We start from the raw sequence: 22,317 nt of genomic DNA, 5'->3' as shown, positions 1-22,317 counted from the left end.
CGAATTCAGAGCAATGGTCATCTAATTATCAGCTTTACGCGAGGTATATATAATGAAACTTCCCAGTCTTAATTTCGGTGATATCGCCGCCCGTCTGCCCATCATCCAGGGCGGCATGGGCGTGGGCATCTCCCTTTCCGGGCTGGCCAGCGCCGTGGCCAACGAAGGCGGCGTAGGCGTCATCGCCACGTCCATGATCGGCATGCTCGACCCCCTTCGCGCCAAAGACCCCGAAGGGGCCGACCGCCGCAGCCTCATAGACGAAATCCGCAAGGCGCGGGCAAAGATGACCGACGGCCTGCTCGGCGTGAACATCATGTGCGCCCTGACCAACTACGGCGACATGGTCCGCACCTCCATCCGCGAAAAGGTGGATGTGATCATCTCCGGCGCGGGCCTGCCGCTGGAAATGCCCAAGTATCTGCGCGAGGTCTCCGATGAGATGAAGGAGGAACTGCGCACCAAGCTCGTGCCCATCGTCTCTTCCGGCCGCGCGGCCTCCATCCTCTGCCGCAAATGGGCCAGCCGCTTCAACTACCTGCCCGACGGCTTCGTGGTCGAAGGCCCCAAGGCAGGCGGGCACCTCGGCTTCAAGGCCGAACAGATCGACGACCCCGAGTACCAGTTGGAAACCATCCTGGCCCAGGTTGTCGAGGCCGTTCAGCCCTACCGCGAAAAACACGAAAAGCCGATCCCGGTCATCGCTGCGGGCGGCGTATACACCGGCGAAGACATTGCCCGCTACCTTGAGATGGGCGCTTCCGGCGTCCAGATGGGCACCCGGTTTGTGGCCACCGAGGAATGCGACGCGGACATGGCCTTCAAGCAGGCCTACATCAACGCCAAGGCCGAGGATGTGACCATCATCAAAAGCCCGGTGGGTATGCCCGGCCGCGCCATCAAGAACGCCTTCCTCGACGCCGTGACCGCCGGCCTCAAGCACCCCAAGAAGTGCGTGCACAAGTGCCTGCACTCTTGCGCCGAGAACAAGTCCCCCTACTGCATCGCCCAGGCCCTGGTGAACGCCTACAAGGGCAAGCTCAAGAACGGCTTCGCCTTCTGCGGCGCCAACGCCTGTCTGGTGGACAAGATCATCACCGTCAAGGAACTGATGACCACCCTCAGCGAAGAAGCCGAACGCAAGTACCAGGAAGTCGGCCAGAAACTCGCCGAGACCAAGGAACAGGCCGCCCAACGCCTCAAGGACGTCCTGAACAAGTAGACTGACGCATTACTTTGACTACAAAAAGGGCCGCCCATTCGGGCGGCCCTTTTCTTTCAAGATGCCTCCGGCGGCAGAGAGGGAAACTTTTGGAAAAAGTTTCCCTCTGGACTGCCCTTCCAAGCTTTTTGTGTGCCTTCGGCAAGGACGAGCGCACGCGCTATGCCGTGCCACAGAACACCTTCCCTACAATTCCTTCAAAAGAGGCAAGATATTCCGCTCCCCTCGCACTCCGCGAAGCGGCACAAGAAGTTTAGGAAGGAAAGGGGATGGAGTCCGGAAGGGAAAGGGAAGCCCTTTCAAAGGGTTCCCTTTCCCCTTCCTCGGCCGCCGAGGCACTCTCTACTCGAACCGACGGGCCGAGATGATCGAGATGGGGTCCTTGGGGACGTCGTCGAAGCCCTGGTAGGAGTGGGTGCGGATCTTACTGATTTTTTCGGCCACGTTCATGCCGTCCACGACCTCGCCGAACACGCAGTAGCCGAAGTTCTCGTCGTCCTCGCCGGTATGGTCCAGGTCGGCGTTATCGGCCACGTTGATGTAGAACTGGGAGGTGGCGCTGTGCGGCTCGGGCAGGCGGCCCATGGCCACGGTGCCCTTGAGGTTCTTCAGGCCGTTGGTTGCCTCGTTCTCGATGGGATCGAAGGTTTCCTTTTCCTGCATAGAGAAGGTCAGGCCGCCGGTCTGGATCATGAATCCCTTGATGACCCGGTGGAACAGGGTGCCGTCGTAGAACTCGTCGTCCACGTACTTGAGGAAGTTCTCAACGGTTTTCGGGGCCTTGTCAGGAAAAAGTTCGATCAGGATTTCGCCTTCCGGGGTTTCCAGAAGGACCAGGGGATTGTCCATGGGGGTCTCCGTTCAGTCTTTGTCGGTATCGTTTTTGTGCTCGCCCGCCAGCGGGTGCGCGTGGTCGTATACCTGCATGATGCGCTGCATGTCCAGATGCGTGTAACGCTGGGTCGTGGTCAGGTTCTCGTGGCCGAGCAACTCCTGCACGCTGCGCAGGTCTGCCCCGGCTTCGAGCATGTGGGTGGCGAAGCTGTGGCGGAGCATGTGCGGGTGCACGTCCTTGGGCAGCCCGGCCAGCTTGGCGAGCTTGGCCACGATACGGTTGGCCTGGCGACGGTCCAGCCGCTTGCCCGCGCGGGAGCTGAGGAACAGAGCCTGCTCGGCATAGTTGTCCTTGAGAAAGGCATGGCGCTGGCTCATGTAGCGGCGGATGCGCTCGACGGCCGCGTCGGACAGGGGCACGATGCGCTCCTTGCTGCCCTTGCCGGTGACCCGGATCACGTCGGAATCCACGTCGTTGAGGTCCAGCCCGATGGCCTCGCTGATGCGCAGGCCCGAGCCGTAGAGCAACTCGGCCAGGGCGACGTCGCGCAGTCCTTCGGGGTCCGGGTCCACGTGCGCCTCCATGAGGGCAACGGCCTGGTCCACGTTGAGCACCTGGGGATGGCGCTTCTCCTGCTTGGGGTTGCGGATGCCCGCGGCCGGGTCCTTGGTGATGAGCTTGTGGCGCAGGAGGTATTTGAAATAGGCGCGCAGGCTGGACAGTTTCCGGCCCATGGAAGTCTTGGTCAACTGCCTGCGGTGCAGCTCGGCCAGGAAGGCGCGGACGTGGTCGCGATTGAGGCGGACCGGGCGCTCCAGGGTCGCCTTGCGGCCCCGGAGGAACTCCTCGAACTGGTCGAGGTCCGTGGAATAGGAACGGATGGTGGCCGGGGAATAGCCCTTCTCGACCTCGAGGTAGGCGAGGAAACCCCGGACGAGTTCGCCCGGTTCGTTACGATTGGCGTCGGTCGATGACATAGCTGCTCTTCGGGTCTGCCTTGGCCTTTTTCTTCAACTCCATGGCGATGGACGAAACCTCGCCGTAGTGCTCGATGCGCCGCTCGGTGTTGACCACCACGGCCAGGGAGATGGCCATGAGCGGGAAGACCTTGGTGTTGCCCTCCCGGTCCACGGAGGTGATGTTGCCGCGCTTGCGGTCGTCGGGGTCGTAGAAATGGGGCACGATCTCGTCGAACGCCTTGATGATCCGTTTGCAGGCGTCCTCGACCTTGTCCGGCGGCAGGATGAAGACGAAGTCGTCGCCGCCCACGTGGCCCACGAAGCTCGACACGCCCTGGTAGCTGCGGATGGTGTTGACGATGACCCGGGCGGCCATCATGAGCACCTCGTCGCCGCGCGAGAAGCCGTACTTGTCGTTGTAGGACTTGAAATAGTCGAGGTCGCAGTAAGCCAGGGCGAAGTCATCGCCGTTGTCGATGAGCTGCTGGATACGCTGGATGATGGAGGTGTTGCCCGGCAGCTTGGACAGCGGATTGGCGTCCAGGGCGCGCATGGCCCGGCACAGGGTCAGGTTGATGCGGTCGCGCACCTCGGACGGGTTGAACGGCCGGACCAGGAAGTCGTCCACCTCGATCTGGTTCCAGTTCCACGGCTCCTCCACGTCCACCGGGTCCACGCACATGACCACCGGAAGCTGGCGGTAGACGTTCTCGCTCTTGACCAGGTTGGCCACTTCGCGGCCGGAGATGTCCTTGAGCCGGTTGTCCACCACAAGCAGGTCCGGCGGATCGGTGAACATCAGCTCGATGGCCCGCGCCCCCCTGTCGAAGACCCGGAACTCCAGGACATCCGGGGACCAGAGCTTTTGCAGCATCTCGGCCAGGGACTTGTCCGGGGAGAGCAAAAAGCCCGTCTGTTTCCGTTGGAACAGGGAATCTTCAAGGGTCTGGTTCATTTCCCGAATCTAGCACCCGTCCGGGGGCCGCGTCAAAGCAAGAACCCTCCCGCCCGGACCGGACGGGAGGGTTCGCGAATGCGTTGCGGGGGCCCTCGGAACTAATCGTCGCGGCCGATGCGCGTGGTGATCTGCTTGAGTTCCTCGGCCAGCCGGGCCAGATCGCTTACGGCAGTGGTCGATTCGGTCATGGCCCCGGCGATCTCGTTGGACACCTCGTTGACCTCTTCCACGCTGCGGCTGACCTCGGTGGTGGTCGCAGCCTGCTCCTCGGAGGCGGTGGCGATGCTGCGGATCTGGTCGTCCGCCACCTTGACCACCTTGAGGATATCGTCCAGGGCCTCTCCGGCCTTGGCGGCCAGGTCCGTAGACTCGTCGATGGCCTCGGTGGCGTTCTGGAAGGCGGCCAGGTTGCGGCGGGTGCCGTCCTGGATGGACTTGATGGCCCCGCCCACTTCCTGGGTGGCGTTCATGGTCTTTTCGGCCAGCTTACGGACTTCGTCGGCGACCACGGCGAAACCGCGCCCGGCGTCACCGGCCCGGGCGGCCTCGATGGCGGCATTGAGCGCCAACAGGTTGGTCTGGTCCGCGATGTCGGAGATGACCGTCATGATCGCGCCGATGGCCTCCACCTCGGTGCCGAGGTCGCGGATATTCCGGTCCACCAGCCCGGCGCGTTCGCGCAACTGTTCGATGGAATTGACCACGGCCATGACCACCTCGCCGCCGCGCACGGCGTTCTCGCGCATCTGATCCGCGTTCTGGGCGGCGTTGGAGGCGTTGCGGGCGATCTCGAGCACGGTGGCATTCATCTCTTCCATGGCCGAGGCCACGTCCGCGGACATGGCCTGCTGCCGCTCCGCGCCCCGCGTGGTCTGCTCCACCTGGGCGGCCAGCTCCTGGGAGGCGGCGGACAGCATGGTGGCCACGGAATCGGCCTGGGTGGCGGTCTCCAGCATCTCGCGCTGGACCCGGCGGATCTCGGTCTGGTCCATGATGACCTTGACCGCACCGAGCACTTCGCCGTTCTCGTCCAGCAGCGGCATGCCGAAATAGTCGATCTCCAAGGACCGTGAACCGGGATGCGCCTCGGTGTTGGAGAAGACCATCTCCCGGCCGCGCATGGCCTTGTCGCAGGCGCATTTCTCCGGGTCGCAGTCGCCGGTCAGGAAGTAGTCGGAGCAGGTCGTGCCGGTGAGTTCGTCGATCTCCGCTCCGCCCATGGCCGCACCCGCCTTGTTGATGAACAGGATGGAGTGCTCCTTGGAAATGGCCATCAGCGGCAGGGGCAATTCGTCGAGCAGGCTGACCATGCCGTCGAGCATGTAGTTGGTCCCATTGATGAGTCCGGCGAATTCGCCCTTGAAACCGTCGGCATCACCACGCTCATTGAAGTTGCCGCGCTCGATCCGGCGGGCCACCTCGGCGAAGTTCTCGGTCATGGAGCGCACCGTACGGCGGATATCAATAAGCGCCGACTGCATGCTGGCGATCTCGTCGCCGTTCTCGTTCTTGTCGTAGGCGCGGCCCAGCTCGCCGTGGGCCGTGGCCTCGGCCATGGCCACGGTCTTCTTGACCGGACGGAACACGAAGAGGGCCAGCAGGAGGTGCACCAGGACCATGACCGCCAGGATCAACCCGGCGCCGACCATCTGCATGACCTGTCCCTGCCGGGCGGCCACGGCGGCGATGTCGTCCACCGAGGCGCTCATGCACACGAACCAGCCAGTCATGGGGTCTTGGGCAACGGCCAGGAACTTGCGGGTACCTTCCCATTTGTACTCGACGATCCCCTCCTTCTTGTCCATGGCCTTCTTGACGAACTCGAACCCGCTGGCGTCCTTGCGGAACTGCTTGTCGTCCGGGTGGTGAATAAAACGACCGTCGCCGTCGAGGACAAAGCCGTAGCCGTTTTGGCCGAGGTGGACGGGGGCCACGAACTGCTTCACGAAAGCGTCCCAGGAACAGAACAGGACCACCCCGCCGCGGACCTGGCCCTCACCGTCGCGGATGGGGTAGCTGATGCTGAAGATGTGCGCCCCGGACTTGCGGTCCGAGACGATGGTCTTGTCCATGACGCCGGTGTCGTTGCCCTTGAGCACTTCCTTGGCGAAATGCCGGGAAGCGACATAGAGCCCGACCATTTTGACGTCGTTGCTGTTGGCTCCGGCCTTGACCTGGCCCCTGGCGTCGAAAACCTCCACGCCCCACACGTTGGGGTTGGACTTGACGATGGCGATGCAGGCATCCTGCGCCGCCTGGGGCGTCCCGCCCACTGCGGCGAGCATGTCCGGATTGCGGGAGAGCATCCGGGCCATGGACCGCTGGTCCCTGAGGAACATGCTCAGAGAGCGGGCGGCGGACACCGCCTGTTCCTGGGCCGTATTCTCGGTGGCGGAATATGCCATGCCGAAGGTGGATTCGGTAACGTAGTAGACCAGACCGCCGATGCCGGCCACGATGACCAGACACAAGGGAATGAGCAGCTTGAGTGAAAGCCGCCGCCGGATAAATGAAAGCATGCACCGCCTCACTATGCTTGGATGGAAATGCCGCCGTGGACGGATGCGCCCGGAGTTCAGGCCTTCGTTCGAATCACGAATTTGTCAGCCCTTCCCCGCAGGCAAACCAACGTACTGTTTATATACAGCATCCGGCACGTAGCGACACACAATATCTCCGTTAATCTGATAACTTAACACTATTGATTGGTCAATCTGGCAAAATGATAAGGAATCTCAATTAGCATCTTTGCGCCGCTAACTAGTATGATTATCGGGCGAAAAAAAAACACGGTTGTTACCAAACGGCAACAACCGGCCAAATTGTCGGGTAAATATTGACAAAAAAAGGAGATCAGAAAGTCAGATCCGAGACTTCAAGAAGCTGCCCGGCCATCTCATCCATGACCCGGTCCAGGTCGCTCATGCGGAACTTGAGCTCGATCAGTGCCTCGGGCCTGAGGTAGCCGGTCTGATCGTCGCCGGAGTTGCCGAACTCCAGGAGGCGGACCAGGAAATCGCCGAGGTGGACCACACAGGACATGGGCTTGTAGAACTCGGCCAGTTGCGGGGCATGGTGGCGGGTCATGGCCTCGCGGATGTTGGGGGGCAGCCCCCAGTGGCGGGCGAGCCAGGCGTTGATGCGGTCGTGGCCGAAGCCGAGCACGTCCTTCTCGGCCTGGAAGTAGGTCAGATCCTTGGCCTTGACCGTGTCGAGGATGGCCGCGTGGGTGTCCGGCAACTGGACTGCGGTGACCACCTTGCCCAGGTCGTGGAGCAGCCCGGCCACGGCATACTCCTCCGGGTCCTCGAACCCAGCCCGGCGGGCGATGATGTTGCAGGCAGTGGCGCAGCCCAGCGAGTGTTCCCACAGCCCCTTCATGGCCTGGACCATCATGTCGAAGACCGAGGTGGAGATGATGATGCCGCGGACCACGTTGAAACCGAGCAGGACCAGGGCGTGCTGGATGGAGCTGATCCGGCCCGGAAAGCCGTAGATGGGCGAGTTGACCATCTTGAGCACCTTGGCGGACAGGACCTGGTCCGTGGAGATGACCTTGGCGATGGCCTCGGTCGAGGCCTCCGGGTCCTCCACCAACTGGGTGATCTTGTCCAGGACGTGCGGCAGGGTCGGTAAATCCTTGACCTGGAGAATCTCGCCCTTGACCTGGGTTTTCAGGTCGTCATCCATTTTCATGCCCGTCTCCGCCGTTGCCGTTGCTCCCGCCGTTCGCGTCCGGGCCGTCGCCGGCGCTCTCCACATGCTTCATGGCCCGCATCTTGGCCTCCTGAGCCGCGGCCTTGATCTGGAAATACTGCCGCATGCGCTCCTTGACCCGCATCATCCACTTGTCCTCCGCATACTGCCGGAACAGATGGTCCAGCCGGTCCCGGCGCTCGCCCCAGTGCGTCCCGGCCCCGGCCCCGCCCATTTCCACGGGATGGCCCTGCACGGTGATGCGCTCGATGTTCATGCCCTCCAGCCGCGCAATGAGGCTTTCGGTCAGTTCCATGCCCTCGGCCATGATGGTCATGCCGTTTTCCTTGGTCACGGCCTTGGCCAGCTTCATGCCGGGGGCGGCGAGGTTGATGGGTATCTTCTGCATGGCGTTCCGGTCTACGGGATGAGGATTTCAGGGTTGAAAATACACGGCAGCCCTGCTTCCCACAACCCCGCTTATCAAATCTTATCAAAGAAGATCAGGCAACCCATGACCACGAAGGACACGGCCGCGATCTTCTTGATCAGGTCGGTGGGAATGTAGTTGCATATGAACTCGGCGAACATGACCCCCAGGAAACTGACCAGGACCAGGGCCAGGGACGAGCCGAGGAGCACGGTCCAGGGCTTCTGGGTCTTGGCCGTCATGAGCATGCAGGCGAGCTGCGTCTTGTCCCCGAGTTCGGCCACGAACAAGGTGCCGAAGGTGGTGGCAAGTAATTTCCAATCCATAACAACCTCAAATGGTTAATTTTCCCGAGCCAGGTACCACATGCCGGGTAGTTGCCGTACGGCGCCGCGCATCTCCAGTTGGAGCAGGACACGGCTGACCACAGGCGAATCCCAACCGAGTTCCCGGCCCAGGGCGTCTATGTGCATCTTGTCGACGGCGTCGAGCAGTTCCAGGACGCGCTTTTCGTCCGGGCCCAGGCCCATGGCCTCGCGGTCCACGAGGGGGGACCGCCGCCGCTTCCGATCCGCTCCGTCTTCGGGAACGGAGGGCGCCTTCTTCTTTTTGACCACGGCACGGTCCACGTCAACCCCGTTTTCCTCTTCATTGCCAACCGGGTCCGGCACCCCGGCCAACTCGCGGGCGAAATCAAAGCGCAGAATCTCGACGATATCCGAGGCGGACTCCACCAGGGCCGCCCCCTGCTTGATCAGCCGGTGGCAGCCGGTGAAGGTCGGCTGCCCGATGGGACCGGGCACCGCGAACACGTCCCGGCCCTGCTCCCCGGCCAGGCGCGCGGTGATCAGACTGCCGCTGTTGTGGGCGGCCTCGGCCACCAGTACACCCAGCGACAACCCGCTGATGAGCCGGTTGCGCACCGGGAAATGCCCGCCCCGGGGCTGCACGCCGGGGCCGTATTCGCTGACCACCAATCCCTTCCCGTAGAGTTCCCGGCGCACGTCCGCGTTGCCCTGGGGGTACTCCACGTCCAGGCCGCAGCCGAGCACCGCGATGGAGGAGCCCACGCCCTTGAGCCCGCCCAGGTGTGCCTGCCGGTCGATGCCCAGCGCCAACCCGGAGACGACCGTGATGCCGATCTTCGCGAGCTGCGCGCTGATCCGCCCGGCGGTCTCCAGGCCCAGACGGGTGCACTCCCTGGCACCGACAACGGCCACGCCGGGATTGCCGAGCAGGGTCGCGTCACCGCGCAGATAGAGCATGGCCGGGGGATCGGGAATCTCCTTCAGGGATTCGGGGAACCGGGGGTCGAACCAGGTGACCACGTCCATGGACTGCCGCCGGGCCTCCTTGTACTCGGCCTCGGCCTTGTCCCGCCAGACCTCGGCCGCGCAGGCCTTGGCCTGGGCCCTGGACGACAGCTCGCGGTCATGCCAGGCGGCCGCGTCCCGCACCGCCTCGAAGGCGCTCGGATACGCGGCGAACAGCTCCCGCCACACCTTGGGCCCCAACCGGGGGGTGTGCTTCAGGGCCAGACAGGCGAAGAATTCTTGTTGCAGGTCCATGAGCCCGCCAAACCTCTTCGGAAAGGACAAGGCCGGGCCCCACGGGGAGACCGGCCTCAAGAAAAACGTGGACGGAACGGCGGGCTAGCCGCCCAGCCGGGCCAATTCCTTGCGCCCGAGCCCGGCGGCCGAGGACTTGGGGAAATCCTCCACCAGGGCGCGCAGGTAGAAAATCGCGTTGTCCGGGTCGCCCACCCGATCGTAGGACATGCCGATCTTGAGCAGGGCCGCGGCGGCCTTGTCGTGCTTGGGGAACTTGCCCGTGACCTCCTTGAAGGCCAGGATGGCCTGGGCGTAGTTCTGCTCGGAATAATAGGTCTCGCCCTTCCAGTACAGGGCGTTGGCCGCGAGTTCGTTGCCGGGATACTTGGCCAGGAACTCGTCGAAGGTGGCCCGTGCGGCCTGGAATTGGCCCGCGTTGTACTGGCCGTACCCCCGCTCGTACAGCGCTTTGGCCCCGGATACGGGCCTGGGCGCGGGTTTGGCAACGGGTTTGGGTGCAGGCTTGGCCGCGGCCGGGGCCTGAGCAGGTTTGGGGGCCTCGGCGCGTGAAATGACCTCGGGCTCGGGGATGGCCTTCGGCGGTTCGGGCACTGCGGGCGGCTCGGGGACCTTGGCCCACGGCTTTTCCGCGTCGTTTTCCACCACGGGCGCACTCTTTTCGGCGGGCTTGCCGCCCTCCACCCAACCGTCGTCCTCGGGCTTGAGGTCCGAGGACCAGGTTTCTCCGCGCGGTGTGTCGGACGACGCGGGGACGGCCGCCTGCCCGCTCCGCAGTGCTGCCAGCTCGGCCTCCACGGCGGCCATGCGCTTGTCCAGCTTCTCACGGAAAAGCGCGTCCTCGTCGGCCATCTTGCGCTGCTGTTCGCGGAAATTCAGGAAACCCTCCTCAAGGCTCTTGATGCGCCACTCCGTGCTCGCCGATTCGGTTTCGGCGTTCTTCTGCGAGGTGGCGCAGCCCACCAGGGGCAGGCAGATCACGGCAAGCAGAAGGAGTTTCAGGCATTTCATCAAGGAGGTCTCCGCGAGGTCTCGTTTGGGCGTTTCATAGGCAATAGGCGATACCCGGATTTTTTGCAAGGAATCTGATGGACAACATAGCCCTCCGGCCGGGAAATGCGCCCTTGCATGCGGCACGTTTTTCAGGCAAAAAACGCCCACGGGGCACGGTCCGCCCCGCGCAACCTACCGGAGTCCAATCGACCATGAGCACCCAAGAAACCCTGACCCTCATCGCCTACATGCTGGCCCCGGCCTTTTTCAGCCTGCTCGGCATGGCGGCCCTCGGCAGCCCGGCCATCGCGGTCCTGGGCGAAATCTCGGCCAAGACCCGCAAGAAGGTCTTCTTCGACAAATACGGACAGCAGACCGCCGCCATGGGCCTGATCCTGACCGTGGCCCTGATCCTCATCTGCGGCGCCTCGCTGGGCCTCGCCATGGTCAAGTTCCCGAATCTCTTCGCGGCCTATTTCACTCCCGGCTCGCCCTTTTTCCAGGGCATCGTGGCCATCGCCGTGTTCCTGGTCGCCGGCTTGCTCTACTTCTCCACCTGGAAGAAGCTGCGCACCGCCAAGGCCGCCCACATCACCCTGGGACTGGTGGCCACCTTCAGTGCGCTCATCGGTCTGGCCATCATCATCCCGGCCAAACTGATCCTCAATTTCTCCCAGACCGGGTCCACCGGCGACGCCCTGACCAACACGGCCATCCTGGCCCAGCCCATGTCCGCCATGTATGCCCTGCTCGTCCTGTCGGCCGCCGCCGCAATGAGCCTGGGCTACCTCATCCTCCGGCGCAACAAGGACGATTTCGGCCGCGACTACTACGGCTTCGCCCTGCGCATGGCCGCCCGCTGGGCTCAACTGCCCATGATCGGCTTCCTCGGCTGCCAGTTCTGGCTTTACTCCCGGCTGCCCGCCGATATCCAGACCATCATCCTGGGCACCCCGCTGGCCTATGTCTGGACCGCCCTGATCTGCATCGGCGCGATCTGCTGCTTCATCTGGCTGTTCCTGGGCCGCAGCGAATCGCCCATGCGCCTCAAAGGCCTCGCTGTCCTCACCCTCGCCCTCTTCTGGGTCATGCACGCCCTTAACGTCACCCTGTTCATCAACTTCATGACCATGATGTAGACGACGCGGCAAGCGATGAAAAAGGCCGGGAAGCGGATGCTTCCCGGCCTTTTTCGTGCGCCGCGCCGTGTCCATTGGGGATGCCTCCGGCGGGGCCTCACCGGCTGGGCGTCTCCGACGGCTTAAGAACCTCTTGGAAGAGATTCTTAAGAATCTCCAGAACTCTTTGTGTCGCTTCGCGAGGAACGAGCGAACGCGTCACCCCAGCCCTCTTCCATCCCCGTGCCGCGCTCGCGCAAAGCCATGCCCAAAAACACGACGTACCTTCACCCGCGCGCACGCGAATGCGTATACAAAAGGTTTAGGAGGGAGAGAGATGGAGTCCGGGAGAGAAGGGAACCCTTTCCCGAAGGGTTCCCTCTCTCCTTCCCCGGCCGCCGGAGGCAACTTACTACGACTTGCTGGTAATCGCGCCGCTCACGACCAGGGGTTCCTTGCGGCCGAGCTGGGTGGACAGGCTGTAGATCTCGTGGGGATCGAGAATAAGCACCACGGAACCGTCGCCCATGATGGTCGCGCCGGACAGTCCCTTGAGATTGAAGTTGTTGAGGTATTGGCCGAGCGGTTTGATGACGATTTCCTGGCGTTCCAGGAGGCGGTCCACCACCAGGCCGAGGCGTCGGTCGTTGTCCTGGATGACGACCATGGGCAGGACTTCGCGTTCGTCCATGGATTGGGGCATGTCGAGCAGTTCGGCCAGTTCGACGATGCCGAGGACCTCGCCGCGCAGGGTCACGGCCTTGCGATTGTTGACGTCCGAAAGCTTTTCGACCTCGATCTTGGTGGTCTCGGATACGGCGTCCAGGGGGATGGCGAAGGTGTCGCCGCCGACCTGGACCATGAGCGCGTCGATGATGGCCAGGGTAAGGGGCAGGGTCAGGGTCAGCTTGGACCCCTTGCCCACCTCGGACTGGGTGTTCACGCTGCCCTTGAGGTTCTTGATGTTGGTCTTGACCACGTCCATACCCACGCCGCGCCCGGAGATGTCCGTGACCTTTTCGGCGGACGAGAAGCCCGGCGCGAAGATCAGATCCAGGGCCTCGCGATCGTCCATGGCATTGGCCTCGTCCTGGGTGATGAGGCCCTTGCGCACGGCCACGGCCTTGAGCTTTTCCGGGTCCATGCCGCGACCGTCGTCCTCGACCTCGATGGCCACGGAGTTGCCCTTGTGGTAGGCCCTGAGCCACACGTGACCCTTAGGCTTCTTGCCCGCCGCAATGCGGGTTTCCTCGTCCTCGAGGCCGTGGTCGACCGCGTTGCGCACGAGGTGGACCAGCGGATCGCCGATCTCCTCGACCACGGACTTGTCGAATTCGGTCTCCTCGCCTTCCATGATCAACTCCACCTGCTTGCCGGACTTGCGGCTCAGGTCTCGCACCAGCCGAGGGAAGCGGGAGAAGACGGTCTGCACCGGAACCATGCGGACCTTCATGATGGTGTCCTGCAGGTCGTCGGAAATGCGGGCCATGGCGTAGGTGGTCTCGGTGAGCTGCTGCGCGACCACGTGCACGTCCTCCTGGCCCTCTTCCAGGGCGCGGGCGAGCATGGCGTAGCGGTTGCGGTTGATGATCAGCTCGCCGATGACGTTCATCAGGTGGTCCAGCTTATGGTGGTCCACGCGGATGGTGCTCGACGCCTTGGGCTTGGCCTGGGCCTGAGCGGCGCTGTTCTTTACGGCCGTGGTGGGCATGGTCGTCTTTGCCGCCGGAGCGGGCTTGGCTGCGGGTTTGGCAACGGGCGGCGCGGCCGGAACGGGGCTGGCCTCGGCACGCGGCGCGGGAGCAAGGACCGCCGGTTTGGGAGCCGGGGCCGGAGCGGGCTCGGGAGCCGGGACCGCGGCCCTGGGTTTGGGCGCAGGCGCGGCCTTGGGCGCGGGTTCGGACAAGGCCGCGCCGGGCAACGTGTCAATGGCCGCGGTGATCATGTCCTTGAGAATGGCGTATTCCTGCTCGAGGATGTCGAGCATCAACGAAAAATCCATGTCCGAGTTGCGGGCCTGGTCCACCAGCCCCACGGTCCGGCCCGCGTATTCCTTGATCTCGTCGAACCCCATGTACCCCGTGGAGTTCTGAATGGTCTGGAAGGTCCGGAACAAGCCGTCGATGATGTCCCTTTGCCCGGCGTCCTGGCGGAGCATCTTGAAGGCAACCAGCACGGCCTCGAACTGCTGTTCGATGGTCTGGACGAACAGGGAGACGTCCTCGGGGTCGTACTCCGCCGCGGGCGCCTCGGGTTCGGGCGCGGCCTCCGCCTGCGAGGCGGGCTCAACCGGCTCGGCCGCCTGCTCGGGGACGGTCTCGGCCGCCTGCCTGCCCACGGGCACGACGCCGCCGACCGCGTCCAGGTTGCCGTCCTCGGTGACCTTGCGGAGCACCTGGACCATGACGCTGGTATCCAGCGGCTCGACCCGGCTGGTCTCCATGTCCACCTTGGCCACCAGGGCCTCGATGAGATCCACGGCCGAGAGGAGCAGGTCGATGAGCCCCTGGCTGGAGGCGATTTCGCCCTTGCGGACCTTGTTCAGCAGGGTCTCGGCCTCGTGGGTCAGGGAATTGAGTTCCTTGAACCCGATGATGCCGCTGTTGCCCTTGAGGTTATGGAAGTAACGGAAGGTGTCGTTGATCAACTCGTCGTTGCCGCCCGGGTCCCCTTCCAGGGCCAGGAGACAGCGGTTCAGGTTCTCGACGATCTCCTGCGCCTCTTCGAGAAAGTCGGCCAGATGGCCCTCGCCCACCGTGGTCAGGGCATAGGGGGTGGGGTCGAAGTCGGGATCGGGCTGCGGGTGGAAAGCGTTCATGTCGGCATCCCCGGCGTCTTCCGCCTCCACGGCGGGTTCTGGTTTGATGGGCTCGGGCTTTGGCACGACGACGGCTTCCGGCACGGGCGCCGCCTCGGGTGCCTCCGGGGACGCCGCCTGCGGTTCGGCCCGGGCCTCATCCGGAAGCTGGCCGAGCAGGGCCGCCTCGATCCGGGCGATGATGGGTGCGGTGTCCACGTCGCCCTCCACCCCGCTGGTCTCCAGATTGTCCACCATGGTCCGCAGGGCGTCGGTGGCCGACAGGATCAGGTCCATGATGGCCCCGGTCACCCGCATGGAGCCCTGGCGCAGTTCGTCCAGGATGTTTTCCGCTTTGTGGGCCAGTCCGTTGATCTTGTTCAGGCCGAGAAAGCCCGACGCCCCCTTGAGGGAGTGCATGGGCCGAAATATTTCGTTGAGGAGGCCGAGATTGTCCGGACTCTTCTCAAGCTCGAGCAAGTTGGGTTCGATAGTCTCCAAGTGCTCTTTGGCTTCAATGAAAAAATCGGTCAAGATTTCCGGGTCAAGAAAGTCCTGGCTCATCGAGGTTCCTCATGCGGCGGCTGGGTTCTGTGCGCGGACCCGCGCCTCCGCCGCGTCGGTTGCGTTAACTCGCCGTTCCGCGCGCGGACGGCTATCCCAGCAGCATCTTGACGTTGCGAACAAGCTTTTCCGGCTGGGCGGGTTTGATCATGTACAGATTCGCCCCCACGGTCAATCCCGTCTGGATGTCCTTGTCCTGGCCCTCGGTGGACAGCACCACGATGGGGATATCCCGGTACGCGGCCTGCTCCCGGACGGTCTTGATGAAGGTCAACCCGTCCATGCGGGGCATGTTCACGTCGGACACGATCAGGTCGACCTCGGACAGGCTGTACAGCTTCTCCAGGCCGTCCAGGCCGTCCTCCGCCGTGGTCACCTTGAAGCCTTCCTTTTTCATGATGAAGGCCACCAGGTTCCTGACGGTCTTGGAATCGTCCACTATAAGAATATGTTTAGGCATAGTTCCCCCTGATTAGCACGGCAGGCGCCACCTTATCAAATCCCTCACGGAACATGTCCTACTCCTCCTTTTGATAAATAATGGCGCCCGGGTAGTGAATGGGCTTGAAGGCGCGTGTGATGTTGTGCAGCGACTCGGAGTGTCCGATGATCAGGTAGCCCCCCGGTAGCAGATTGTCGTAAAAAGCGTTGATAACGCGCTTTTTCATCTCGTCGTCAAAATAGATGATGACGTTTCTGCAGAATACGACCTGTGAACGTTCCACCCGTTTGAGCTGCACGCGGTCCCTGAGGTTGATCTGCCCGAAGCTGACCAGCCGCTTGACCTCCGGCTTTATCTTGTTCTGCCCCTTGTCCATATCGAAGTACCGGGCCGCGGTTTCCTCGGGCGTGGTCCGCAGCGTGTAGTCGTTGTACACGCCCCGCCTGGCCGATTCCAGCACCCGCTCCGACAGGTCGTTGGCCGTGATGCGGATGTCCCAGGAGAGCAGCTCGGCCTTGAGCATCTCGTGGATGATGATGGAGATGGTGTAGGGCTCCTCGCCGGTGGAACACCCGGCCGACCAGATGCGTAGCTTCTTCCCCTTTCTCCGGCAGGAGGCGAGCACGTCGGGCAGGACCTCCTCCTGGAAGACCTTGAGCTGTGGCGGGTTGCGGTAGAAGCTCGTCTCGTTGGTGGTGATGACCTCATAGAGCTTCTTCATCTCCGCGCCTCTGGCCGGGTCGAACCGGAGGAAATTGTAGTATTCGTCGAAATTTTTCAGGTTGAGTTTTTTAAGCCTGTTCCCGAGTCTATTTTCCAATAAATACTTGCGGTTATCTGCTATATAGATGCCGCATTCGGCGTAGATGAAATCCCGCAGGTTGGCAAACTCCTGATCCGAGATCTTGAGCTCCTTGCCCAGGGATATGGTCTTTGAGAAAAGAGACGACATTCCGAATGGGTACTCCTACATTTCCTGTATCTTGGAGATCGCTTCCTCGGCGGCGCTGACCAACTCGTACTCGTCGCTGTTGGTCACTTCGAGCAGGGCCGAAAAGGCCTCGCTGCCGCCGATGTTCCCCAGGGCCTCGATGGCCTTCATGACCACGAACCGGTTGGTGTTGTGCAGCATGTCGATCATCAGCGGCGCGGCCTGGGGCGTGCCGTGCTCGCCCAGGGCGTCCATGGCCCGGATCTTGACCCAGTCGTCCTCGTCGTTCAGGGCGTCGATGAGATGGGGGGCCATCTCCTCGTCGTAGTGCTGCCCCATGATCTCGATGACCGTCAGACGCACGTCCTTGCTCTCGTCCGACAGCCGGTGCAGAATCAGGGGCCGCCACACGGCTTCGTCGCCGCCGGATGCTGCCAGGGCCTCGACGGCCACCTTGCGGATGTCCGGGATCTCGTCCTCCACGGCCTGGGTCAGAATGTCCAGGTTTTCCATGGGGCCGAGCTTGCCCAGTGCGTAGGTGGCCATGAGCCGGCGGATGGGCTCTTCGCTCTGGAACATCTCCTGGAAGCGAGCCTGCACGTCGGGGCCGTCAATGGCGATGCACGCCTCCAGGGCGGCTTCCTTCACGTCGTCGTATTGATGGGCCATGAGCGGGAATATCTGGTCCACCACCTCGGGCAGCCTCAGCTTTTCGCCGAGCAGGTAGACCGCGCTCTTGAGCACGGTGCCGTCCTCATGCTCGTTGAGCACACGGATGAAAAAGTCCTTGGACTGCTCCTCGCCCTTGGCCGCCACCACGCTGACGATCTGCCGCTGCACGGGCAGTGCGGCCTTCCAGAACGCCTCCATGAGCACCTGGCAGACGCAGTCCTCCATGGTACAGGCGTCGGGCGCGATCTGGGAAAGCACCTGCACGGACACGCGCGCCACGTCCTGGTCCTCGCCGAGCAGCCCCTCCTTGAGGGCCTCGGTCAGGCCGATCTGGGCCAGGAAGCCGATGATCAGCCGCAGCCGGTCCTGGTCGCGGTCCTGGTCGAGCTTGCCCGCGATGTGCAGGATGCCGGAGGAGGCCTCCTCGCCGCCGACAAAGGCCAGGCCATGAATGGCGGCGTCCTGGATCTCCTCGTCCTCGTCCTGTAGAGCGACCAGCAGATACTGTCGAAACCGCTCGCGCTCCTCGTCGCTGAGCAGGGTCAGGGACTTGCCCCCGAGGATCTTGACTATGGCCTTGACGATCTTGTTGCGCAAGGCTGTGGGCGCGTCGGCCATGCGCTTGAGGAGCATGGTCACGGCCTTGACGTTGCCCATCTCGCCCAGAGAGTCGATGATCATGGAAGCGACCAGGTCGGACGCCCCGTCCAGGGCCTTGACCAGGGCGCCCACGGAGCTGGTATGGCCGATCTTGGTCAGGGCCTCGATCACGGAATACTGGACCCACTCCTCGTCGTTGATGGCCTTGTTCAGGCAGGGAGTGGCGTCTTCCATGCCCAGCTCGCCCAGACTCACTGCGGCCTGGTAGCGGACGTTGACCTCCGGGTCCTTGAGCAGGGCCTCGCACAGGGGCTGGACCGCCAGGAGGTTCCCGGTGGAGCCAAGGATGTCGGCCACGAAAATGCGGATATCCGGGTCCTCGTCCAGGATCAGGTCGATGAGCGACGGCATGTCCTGGTTGCCCACCTCGCGCAGGATGTCCATGGCCAGGTTGCGCACCGGGGCTTCGTCGGACCGCAGCAGCGGAATGACCGCCTCCACGGTTTCCCGGCCGCCGATCTTGCGCAGGGAACTGTCCACCGCCTCCTGGATGCCCAGGTGGTTGGTCTTGAGCAGCTCCGCCAGCTTGGGCACGGCTTCGACGCAGTTGTCTTCCCCGGCCCTGAAGGCGCTCTCCCGGACGATTTCCTTGTTGTCGCTGCTCAGCAGGGCCAGATATTCGGTACAATCCGCCATGTTGTCAGACCTCCCCCTTCCGAATTTCGCGGGTCGTTCTTATTTGTACAAATTCGCCATGATGGACTCGGCCATGTCGTCGAGGTCCACGATTTCGTCCGCCAGGTTCCGCTCCACCACCGCCTTGGGCATGCCGTAGACCACGCAGGTGGAATCGCTCTGCGCCAAGGCCCGTCCTCCCTTCCCCTTGAGATCCCGGATGCCTTCGCAGCCGTCGTTGCCCATACCGGTCAGGATGACTCCGAGCCCCCGACGTCCCACCGCCCTGGCCACCGAGCTAATGAGCACGTTGACCGAAGGTTTGTACAGGGCGTCCGCGGGCTCGTCCGTGACCAGCACATTGATGTGGCTGACCTTCTGGTCGAGAATGATATGCCTGCCGCCGGGCGCCACGAAGGCGTGGCCGGGCCTGAGCACGTCGCCGCTCTCGGCCTCCTTGACCTTGATCCGGCTGACGCTGTCGAGCCGGGCCGCGAACGGGCCGGTGAAGGCGGCGGGCATGTGCTGGGCGATGACGATGCCGGCCGGGAAATCGGCAGGCAGCGAAGACAGGATCTTCTGGACCACGGGGGGCCCGCCGGTGGATACGCCGATGGCCACCACGTCGCGGACGGGGCGTCCGCCCGCGCGGGCTGAGGGCACGGGCCTGCGGACCTGGCGGGGCGCGGCGGGCCGGGCGGCCACGTGGCGCATCTTGCGCGCGGCAACGGTCTTGACCTTCTCGATGAGGTCCCGCTCGATCTTGATGATGTCCAGCGACACCTTGGAAAGCTGCTTGGGAATGAAGTCCACGGCGCCGAGCTCCATGGCCTTCAGGGTGGATTCCGCGCCCTCGGTGGTCAGGGAGCTGACCATGAGCACGGGCCTGGGGCATTCCATCATGATGTGCCTGAGCGCGGTCAGACCGTCCATCTCGGGCATCTCGATGTCCATGGTCACGACATCGGGATCGAGCTTGCGCACCATGTCCAGGCCTACCCGGCCGTTGCGCGCCACCCCCACCACGGTGATACCGGGGTCCTTGTCGAGCATCGTGCTGATGGCCTTCCGCATAAACGCGGAATCATCAACGACGAGAACTTTGATCACGTATACAACTCCTTGGGAAGCCCCACATTCCGTCCCCCGCACCGCCCGGGCGATCCATGCAGCCGCCAACGGGCGGCAATCGCGGACACTATCCGGCCGCCACGCGGCAGGATATTATTTTGTCTTACAATTTTCCATTTTAAGTAGCTTTAGCCACTTTGTCCACAACCTTGAACTTTCATCAAAATTTTGCCTTGCCTTTTTATCACCCGTGGGCTAAACACCCTTTCTCACGAGCAACGGGATGTGGCTCAGTCTGGTAGAGCGCCGCGTTCGGGACGCGGAGATCGGAGGTTCAAATCCTCTCATCCCGACCAGGAAAAACAGGCACTTACGAACATTTTTCGTAAGTGCCTTTTCTATTTGTCACACTATTTGTCACATTTTCCTCACACAAGCTGAAACCAATCCTATAAAATTTAATATGTTACTAAGAACAAGCAATGCGCTCAAAACGCATAGGTTGTTCGTGCGACAGCCCGACTCAAACGTCACGCCCTCCCTACCAAAAGAAACAGTGTCATATTCCATCTTGCAACGATCACATATTCAGACTATCCAGTAACAATGATTGGGCATCTGCCGTAAGGTTAATTGATTTTTGTCGCTGTTACCGGCGATGACTACGAAACGGTCAAGCCGCTGGCTTTTCCAAACTTGCTGACCAGGCTACTGTGTACCCTTAGCCTCCTTGTTGCTCTCGCTTCAGGTTAGAATTCCTAGGCAGATGCCCTTTCAGCCATTAGGATGTTCCATGCCCAAAGCAACCCTCAACGATTTCCAATCCCTCACCGGTTTGACAGACCTAGCACTTTTCCTTGGCTTTCCAGCTAAGAAACTCAGCTATGTTCTTTACAAGCACCTTGGTGGCCCCAACGGGCAATACACAGATTTCGAAATCAAAAAACGTTCTGGAAGTACTCGCAATATCTCTGCTCCATTTACCGGCTTAAAAGGAATCCAAAGGAGACTCGCCGAAAAGCTACAAGATATTTATATGGTCAAAAAGTCAGTACACGGCTTCGTTACTGACCGAGACATCTTGAGCAATGCCACCAATCACTCCCGAAAGCGATTCGTTTTCAACGTTGACCTACAAGATTTCTTCCCCTCCATCCATTTCGGGAGGGTACTCGGACTATTCACAGCCAGGCCCTATGAAATCAAAAGAGAAGTAGCAATCCTCATTGCTAAGATAGCTTGCCACAATGACATTCTTCCTCAAGGTTCTCCCTGTTCGCCAGTCATTACCAATATGATCTGCGCATACATGGATAAGCAATTGTCTGATCTTTCCAAATCTTGTGGCTGCTTTTACACCCGCTACGCCGATGACTTAACCTTTTCTACAAATAAAAATATTTTCCCAGAAGAGATCGCCATAACTAACGGGATTGACTGGGATCCTGGTGAAGTACTCCAAGAAATCGTTTCCAGAAATGGCTTTCAAATCAATGACGACAAAACTTCGATGAGGACACGTTCAGACAGGCAGCTAGTTACTGGCATCGTCGTTAACGATTATCCAAACATTAGGAGAAAATCTCTTAAACAAGTGCGGGCCATGTTGCACGACTGGAAGGTCAACGGACTCGATAACGCGCAAGAAAAATATATAAATAATTTTGACTTGGGTAATCGCTCCGATCCGACAAAAGAAATCAGCTTCCCCAACATCGTGCGAGGGAAGCTCGAACACATCCGACATGTCAGAAGTCACAGAATAGACTTGCTCAATACCCTTGATGAGCAGGAATGTATTAGAAACAGAATTCATTACAACAGAAAAGATTTGCAATCTATTTCTAAAGACCAGTATTATAAATACCTTCAACGATACAAAATGCTCCTCTTTAGGGACTGCGGGCTCCCAACAATCCTGGGAGAAGGAGAAACTGATTGGATGCATTTGAGAAAAGCATTCTCATTTTTCAAAGAAAAAGGTGATTACAGCACTCTAGATTTAAATATCCACAAGCACAAACGATACACGAATGGCGGATTCGATCATTTGAACTATTTGTGCAACAATGCAAACGCACTTTACGTCGAATTCCAGAACCCGATTATCTGCGTTTACGATTGCGACATTAAAAGCATCAATGAAAAGCACAAAGGAAAAGATTATATCGACTGGGGAAATAACGTATTTTCTATCATACTTCCAAAACCTGCCCATCGTACCACTGAAACTTTTGCTATAGAGCAACTATACCAAGATGCAGATCTTCTCAAAGAAGACAAATTCGGAAGGCGATTGTTTTTGAGCACTGAATTCCATAAAAAAGGCCAGCACAAAATAATTCCTGATCTGACGTATGGGATGCGAGCACGTGATGGCAAAAAAGTGCCTGGGTGGGATAAAACTCTCAAGGGGGACGAAAAAATTATTGATGATGCAGTCTGTACCGCCACAGGTGGAGTCCTCACCAACAAAGCTCTCTCCAAAAGGGATTTTGCTATCAAAATAATGCGTGGAGAAAAACCATTCAACAAAATGGACTACAGTGGATTCAAAGACACATTTGATCGAATCCAAACTATTTGTAACATATAGTGTCGATGTACAAACGCACCCACCTAATATCCACACTGGCAGAGTGAGTTGCACAATCCGAATTCCCACCCTCTTGCCCTTCGTAATACGGCCTTAGACTTTATTCCATCCCGTCACATTTCCTGTCACATTTTTGGTGGGTTTTAGGCCCCTTTTTCATGTGACAGTTCAAAAAAATACGCTACAATTT

Annotated in this window: 17 protein-coding genes and 1 tRNA gene; 4 read left to right on the top strand and 14 right to left on the bottom strand. The window is 60.9% G+C overall.

Annotated features, from left to right (window positions below):
• Positions 1–52: 52 nt before the first annotated feature.
• Entirely contained in the window at positions 53–1,222 is a 1,170-nt protein-coding gene (locus V8V93_RS10420; RefSeq protein ID WP_338666615.1) for an NAD(P)H-dependent flavin oxidoreductase, read from the top strand.
• A gap of 342 nt (positions 1,223–1,564) precedes the next feature.
• Here the strand turns inward: V8V93_RS10420 and V8V93_RS10415 are convergent, their stop codons facing one another.
• The 9 genes from V8V93_RS10415 to ybgF all read right to left on the bottom strand — a co-directional run bounded on the left by V8V93_RS10415 (position 1,565) and on the right by ybgF (position 10,679).
• Positions 1,565–2,071: a peptidylprolyl isomerase gene (locus V8V93_RS10415; RefSeq protein WP_338666614.1), complete on the bottom strand. Its 507-nt coding sequence runs from the start codon at positions 2,069–2,071 to the stop codon at positions 1,565–1,567.
• A gap of 12 nt (positions 2,072–2,083) precedes the next feature.
• A complete protein-coding gene (xerC, locus tag V8V93_RS10410; protein WP_338666613.1) occupies positions 2,084–3,034 on the bottom strand; it encodes a tyrosine recombinase XerC in 951 nt (316 codons plus the stop codon).
• Positions 3,009–3,971, bottom strand: coding sequence for a GGDEF domain-containing response regulator (locus V8V93_RS10405; protein ID WP_338666612.1), 963 nt, complete (start codon positions 3,969–3,971; stop codon positions 3,009–3,011). Before V8V93_RS10405 ends, xerC begins: the two co-directional genes overlap by 26 nt.
• Before the next feature lie 101 nt (positions 3,972–4,072).
• Positions 4,073–6,493, bottom strand: a complete 2,421-nt coding sequence (locus V8V93_RS10400) for a methyl-accepting chemotaxis protein (RefSeq protein WP_338666611.1) — start codon at positions 6,491–6,493, stop codon at positions 4,073–4,075.
• 334 nt (positions 6,494–6,827) lie between these two features.
• A complete protein-coding gene (locus V8V93_RS10395) occupies positions 6,828–7,664 on the bottom strand; it encodes an HDOD domain-containing protein (RefSeq protein ID WP_338670182.1) in 837 nt (278 codons plus the stop codon).
• Positions 7,657–8,079 carry a hypothetical protein gene (locus V8V93_RS10390; protein ID WP_338666610.1) on the bottom strand — a complete coding sequence of 141 codons (423 nt, stop codon included), beginning with the start codon at positions 8,077–8,079 and terminating at the stop codon, positions 7,657–7,659. The genes V8V93_RS10395 and V8V93_RS10390 overlap by 8 nt, the downstream gene beginning before the upstream one ends.
• 74 nt (positions 8,080–8,153) lie before the next feature.
• A complete protein-coding gene (locus V8V93_RS10385) occupies positions 8,154–8,426 on the bottom strand; it encodes a TMEM165/GDT1 family protein (protein WP_338666609.1) in 273 nt (90 codons plus the stop codon).
• A 15-nt stretch (positions 8,427–8,441) separates the two neighbouring features.
• A complete protein-coding gene (gene dprA, locus V8V93_RS10380; protein ID WP_338666608.1) occupies positions 8,442–9,668 on the bottom strand; it encodes a DNA-processing protein DprA in 1,227 nt (408 codons plus the stop codon).
• 84 nt (positions 9,669–9,752) lie between these two features.
• On the bottom strand, positions 9,753–10,679 hold the full coding sequence (gene ybgF, locus V8V93_RS10375; protein WP_338666607.1) for a tol-pal system protein YbgF: 927 nt from the start codon (positions 10,677–10,679) through the stop codon (positions 9,753–9,755).
• 194 nt (positions 10,680–10,873) lie between these two features.
• On the opposite strand from ybgF, the gene V8V93_RS10370 reads away from it, so the two are divergent.
• Positions 10,874–11,800: a hypothetical protein gene (locus V8V93_RS10370; RefSeq protein ID WP_338666606.1), complete on the top strand. Its 927-nt coding sequence runs from the start codon at positions 10,874–10,876 to the stop codon at positions 11,798–11,800.
• A 391-nt stretch (positions 11,801–12,191) separates the two neighbouring features.
• On the opposite strand, the gene V8V93_RS10365 is transcribed toward V8V93_RS10370, so the two are convergent.
• The 5 genes from V8V93_RS10365 to V8V93_RS10345 all read right to left on the bottom strand — a co-directional run bounded on the left by V8V93_RS10365 (position 12,192) and on the right by V8V93_RS10345 (position 19,570).
• Positions 12,192–15,140: a chemotaxis protein CheA gene (locus V8V93_RS10365; protein WP_338666605.1), complete on the bottom strand. Its 2,949-nt coding sequence runs from the start codon at positions 15,138–15,140 to the stop codon at positions 12,192–12,194.
• Between the two features lie 91 nt (positions 15,141–15,231).
• Complete coding sequence (locus tag V8V93_RS10360) at positions 15,232–15,600, bottom strand: response regulator (RefSeq protein WP_071546983.1); 369 nt, start codon at positions 15,598–15,600, stop codon at positions 15,232–15,234.
• Between the two features lie 58 nt (positions 15,601–15,658).
• On the bottom strand, positions 15,659–16,534 hold the full coding sequence (locus V8V93_RS10355) for a CheR family methyltransferase (RefSeq protein ID WP_338666604.1): 876 nt from the start codon (positions 16,532–16,534) through the stop codon (positions 15,659–15,661).
• A gap of 15 nt (positions 16,535–16,549) precedes the next feature.
• Positions 16,550–18,481, bottom strand: a complete 1,932-nt coding sequence (locus V8V93_RS10350; protein ID WP_338666603.1) for a HEAT repeat domain-containing protein — start codon at positions 18,479–18,481, stop codon at positions 16,550–16,552.
• A gap of 39 nt (positions 18,482–18,520) precedes the next feature.
• Entirely contained in the window at positions 18,521–19,570 is a 1,050-nt protein-coding gene (locus V8V93_RS10345; protein WP_338666602.1) for a protein-glutamate methylesterase/protein-glutamine glutaminase, read from the bottom strand.
• 240 nt (positions 19,571–19,810) lie between these two features.
• Here V8V93_RS10345 and V8V93_RS10340 point away from each other — a divergent pair.
• Both V8V93_RS10340 and V8V93_RS10335 read left to right on the top strand, forming a co-directional pair.
• A tRNA-Pro gene (locus V8V93_RS10340) sits at positions 19,811–19,887 on the top strand.
• 437 nt (positions 19,888–20,324) lie between these two features.
• Positions 20,325–22,127 (top strand): reverse transcriptase domain-containing protein, encoded by a 1,803-nt coding sequence (locus V8V93_RS10335; RefSeq protein WP_338666601.1) that lies wholly within the window; start codon positions 20,325–20,327, stop codon positions 22,125–22,127.
• Positions 22,128–22,317 lie beyond the last annotated feature (190 nt).

It is taken from the genome of Pseudodesulfovibrio sp. 5S69 (assembly GCF_037094465.1).
Lineage (GTDB): Bacteria > Desulfobacterota > Desulfovibrionia > Desulfovibrionales > Desulfovibrionaceae > Pseudodesulfovibrio > Pseudodesulfovibrio methanolicus.
This window is presented reverse-complemented; position numbering and strand designations above follow the sequence as displayed.

Excerpts from the sequence above, each read along its gene's own strand:
- V8V93_RS10420 (WP_338666615.1), top strand. The coding sequence starts at position 53 with ATGAAACTTCCCAGTCTTAATTTCGGTGATATCGCCGCCCGTCTGCCC.
- V8V93_RS10415 (WP_338666614.1), bottom strand. The coding sequence starts at position 2,071 with ATGGACAATCCCCTGGTCCTTCTGGAAACCCCGGAAGGCGAAATCCTG.
- xerC (WP_338666613.1), bottom strand. The coding sequence starts at position 3,034 with ATGTCATCGACCGACGCCAATCGTAACGAACCGGGCGAACTCGTCCGG.
- V8V93_RS10405 (WP_338666612.1), bottom strand. The coding sequence starts at position 3,971 with ATGAACCAGACCCTTGAAGATTCCCTGTTCCAACGGAAACAGACGGGC.
- V8V93_RS10400 (WP_338666611.1), bottom strand. The coding sequence starts at position 6,493 with ATGCTTTCATTTATCCGGCGGCGGCTTTCACTCAAGCTGCTCATTCCC.
- V8V93_RS10395 (WP_338670182.1), bottom strand. The coding sequence starts at position 7,664 with ATGGATGACGACCTGAAAACCCAGGTCAAGGGCGAGATTCTCCAGGTC.
- V8V93_RS10390 (WP_338666610.1), bottom strand. The coding sequence starts at position 8,079 with ATGCAGAAGATACCCATCAACCTCGCCGCCCCCGGCATGAAGCTGGCC.
- V8V93_RS10385 (WP_338666609.1), bottom strand. The coding sequence starts at position 8,426 with ATGGATTGGAAATTACTTGCCACCACCTTCGGCACCTTGTTCGTGGCC.
- dprA (WP_338666608.1), bottom strand. The coding sequence starts at position 9,668 with ATGGACCTGCAACAAGAATTCTTCGCCTGTCTGGCCCTGAAGCACACC.
- ybgF (WP_338666607.1), bottom strand. The coding sequence starts at position 10,679 with ATGAAATGCCTGAAACTCCTTCTGCTTGCCGTGATCTGCCTGCCCCTG.
- V8V93_RS10370 (WP_338666606.1), top strand. The coding sequence starts at position 10,874 with ATGAGCACCCAAGAAACCCTGACCCTCATCGCCTACATGCTGGCCCCG.
- V8V93_RS10365 (WP_338666605.1), bottom strand. The coding sequence starts at position 15,140 with ATGAGCCAGGACTTTCTTGACCCGGAAATCTTGACCGATTTTTTCATT.
- V8V93_RS10360 (WP_071546983.1), bottom strand. The coding sequence starts at position 15,600 with ATGCCTAAACATATTCTTATAGTGGACGATTCCAAGACCGTCAGGAAC.
- V8V93_RS10355 (WP_338666604.1), bottom strand. The coding sequence starts at position 16,534 with ATGTCGTCTCTTTTCTCAAAGACCATATCCCTGGGCAAGGAGCTCAAG.
- V8V93_RS10350 (WP_338666603.1), bottom strand. The coding sequence starts at position 18,481 with ATGGCGGATTGTACCGAATATCTGGCCCTGCTGAGCAGCGACAACAAG.
- V8V93_RS10335 (WP_338666601.1), top strand. The coding sequence starts at position 20,325 with ATGCCCAAAGCAACCCTCAACGATTTCCAATCCCTCACCGGTTTGACA.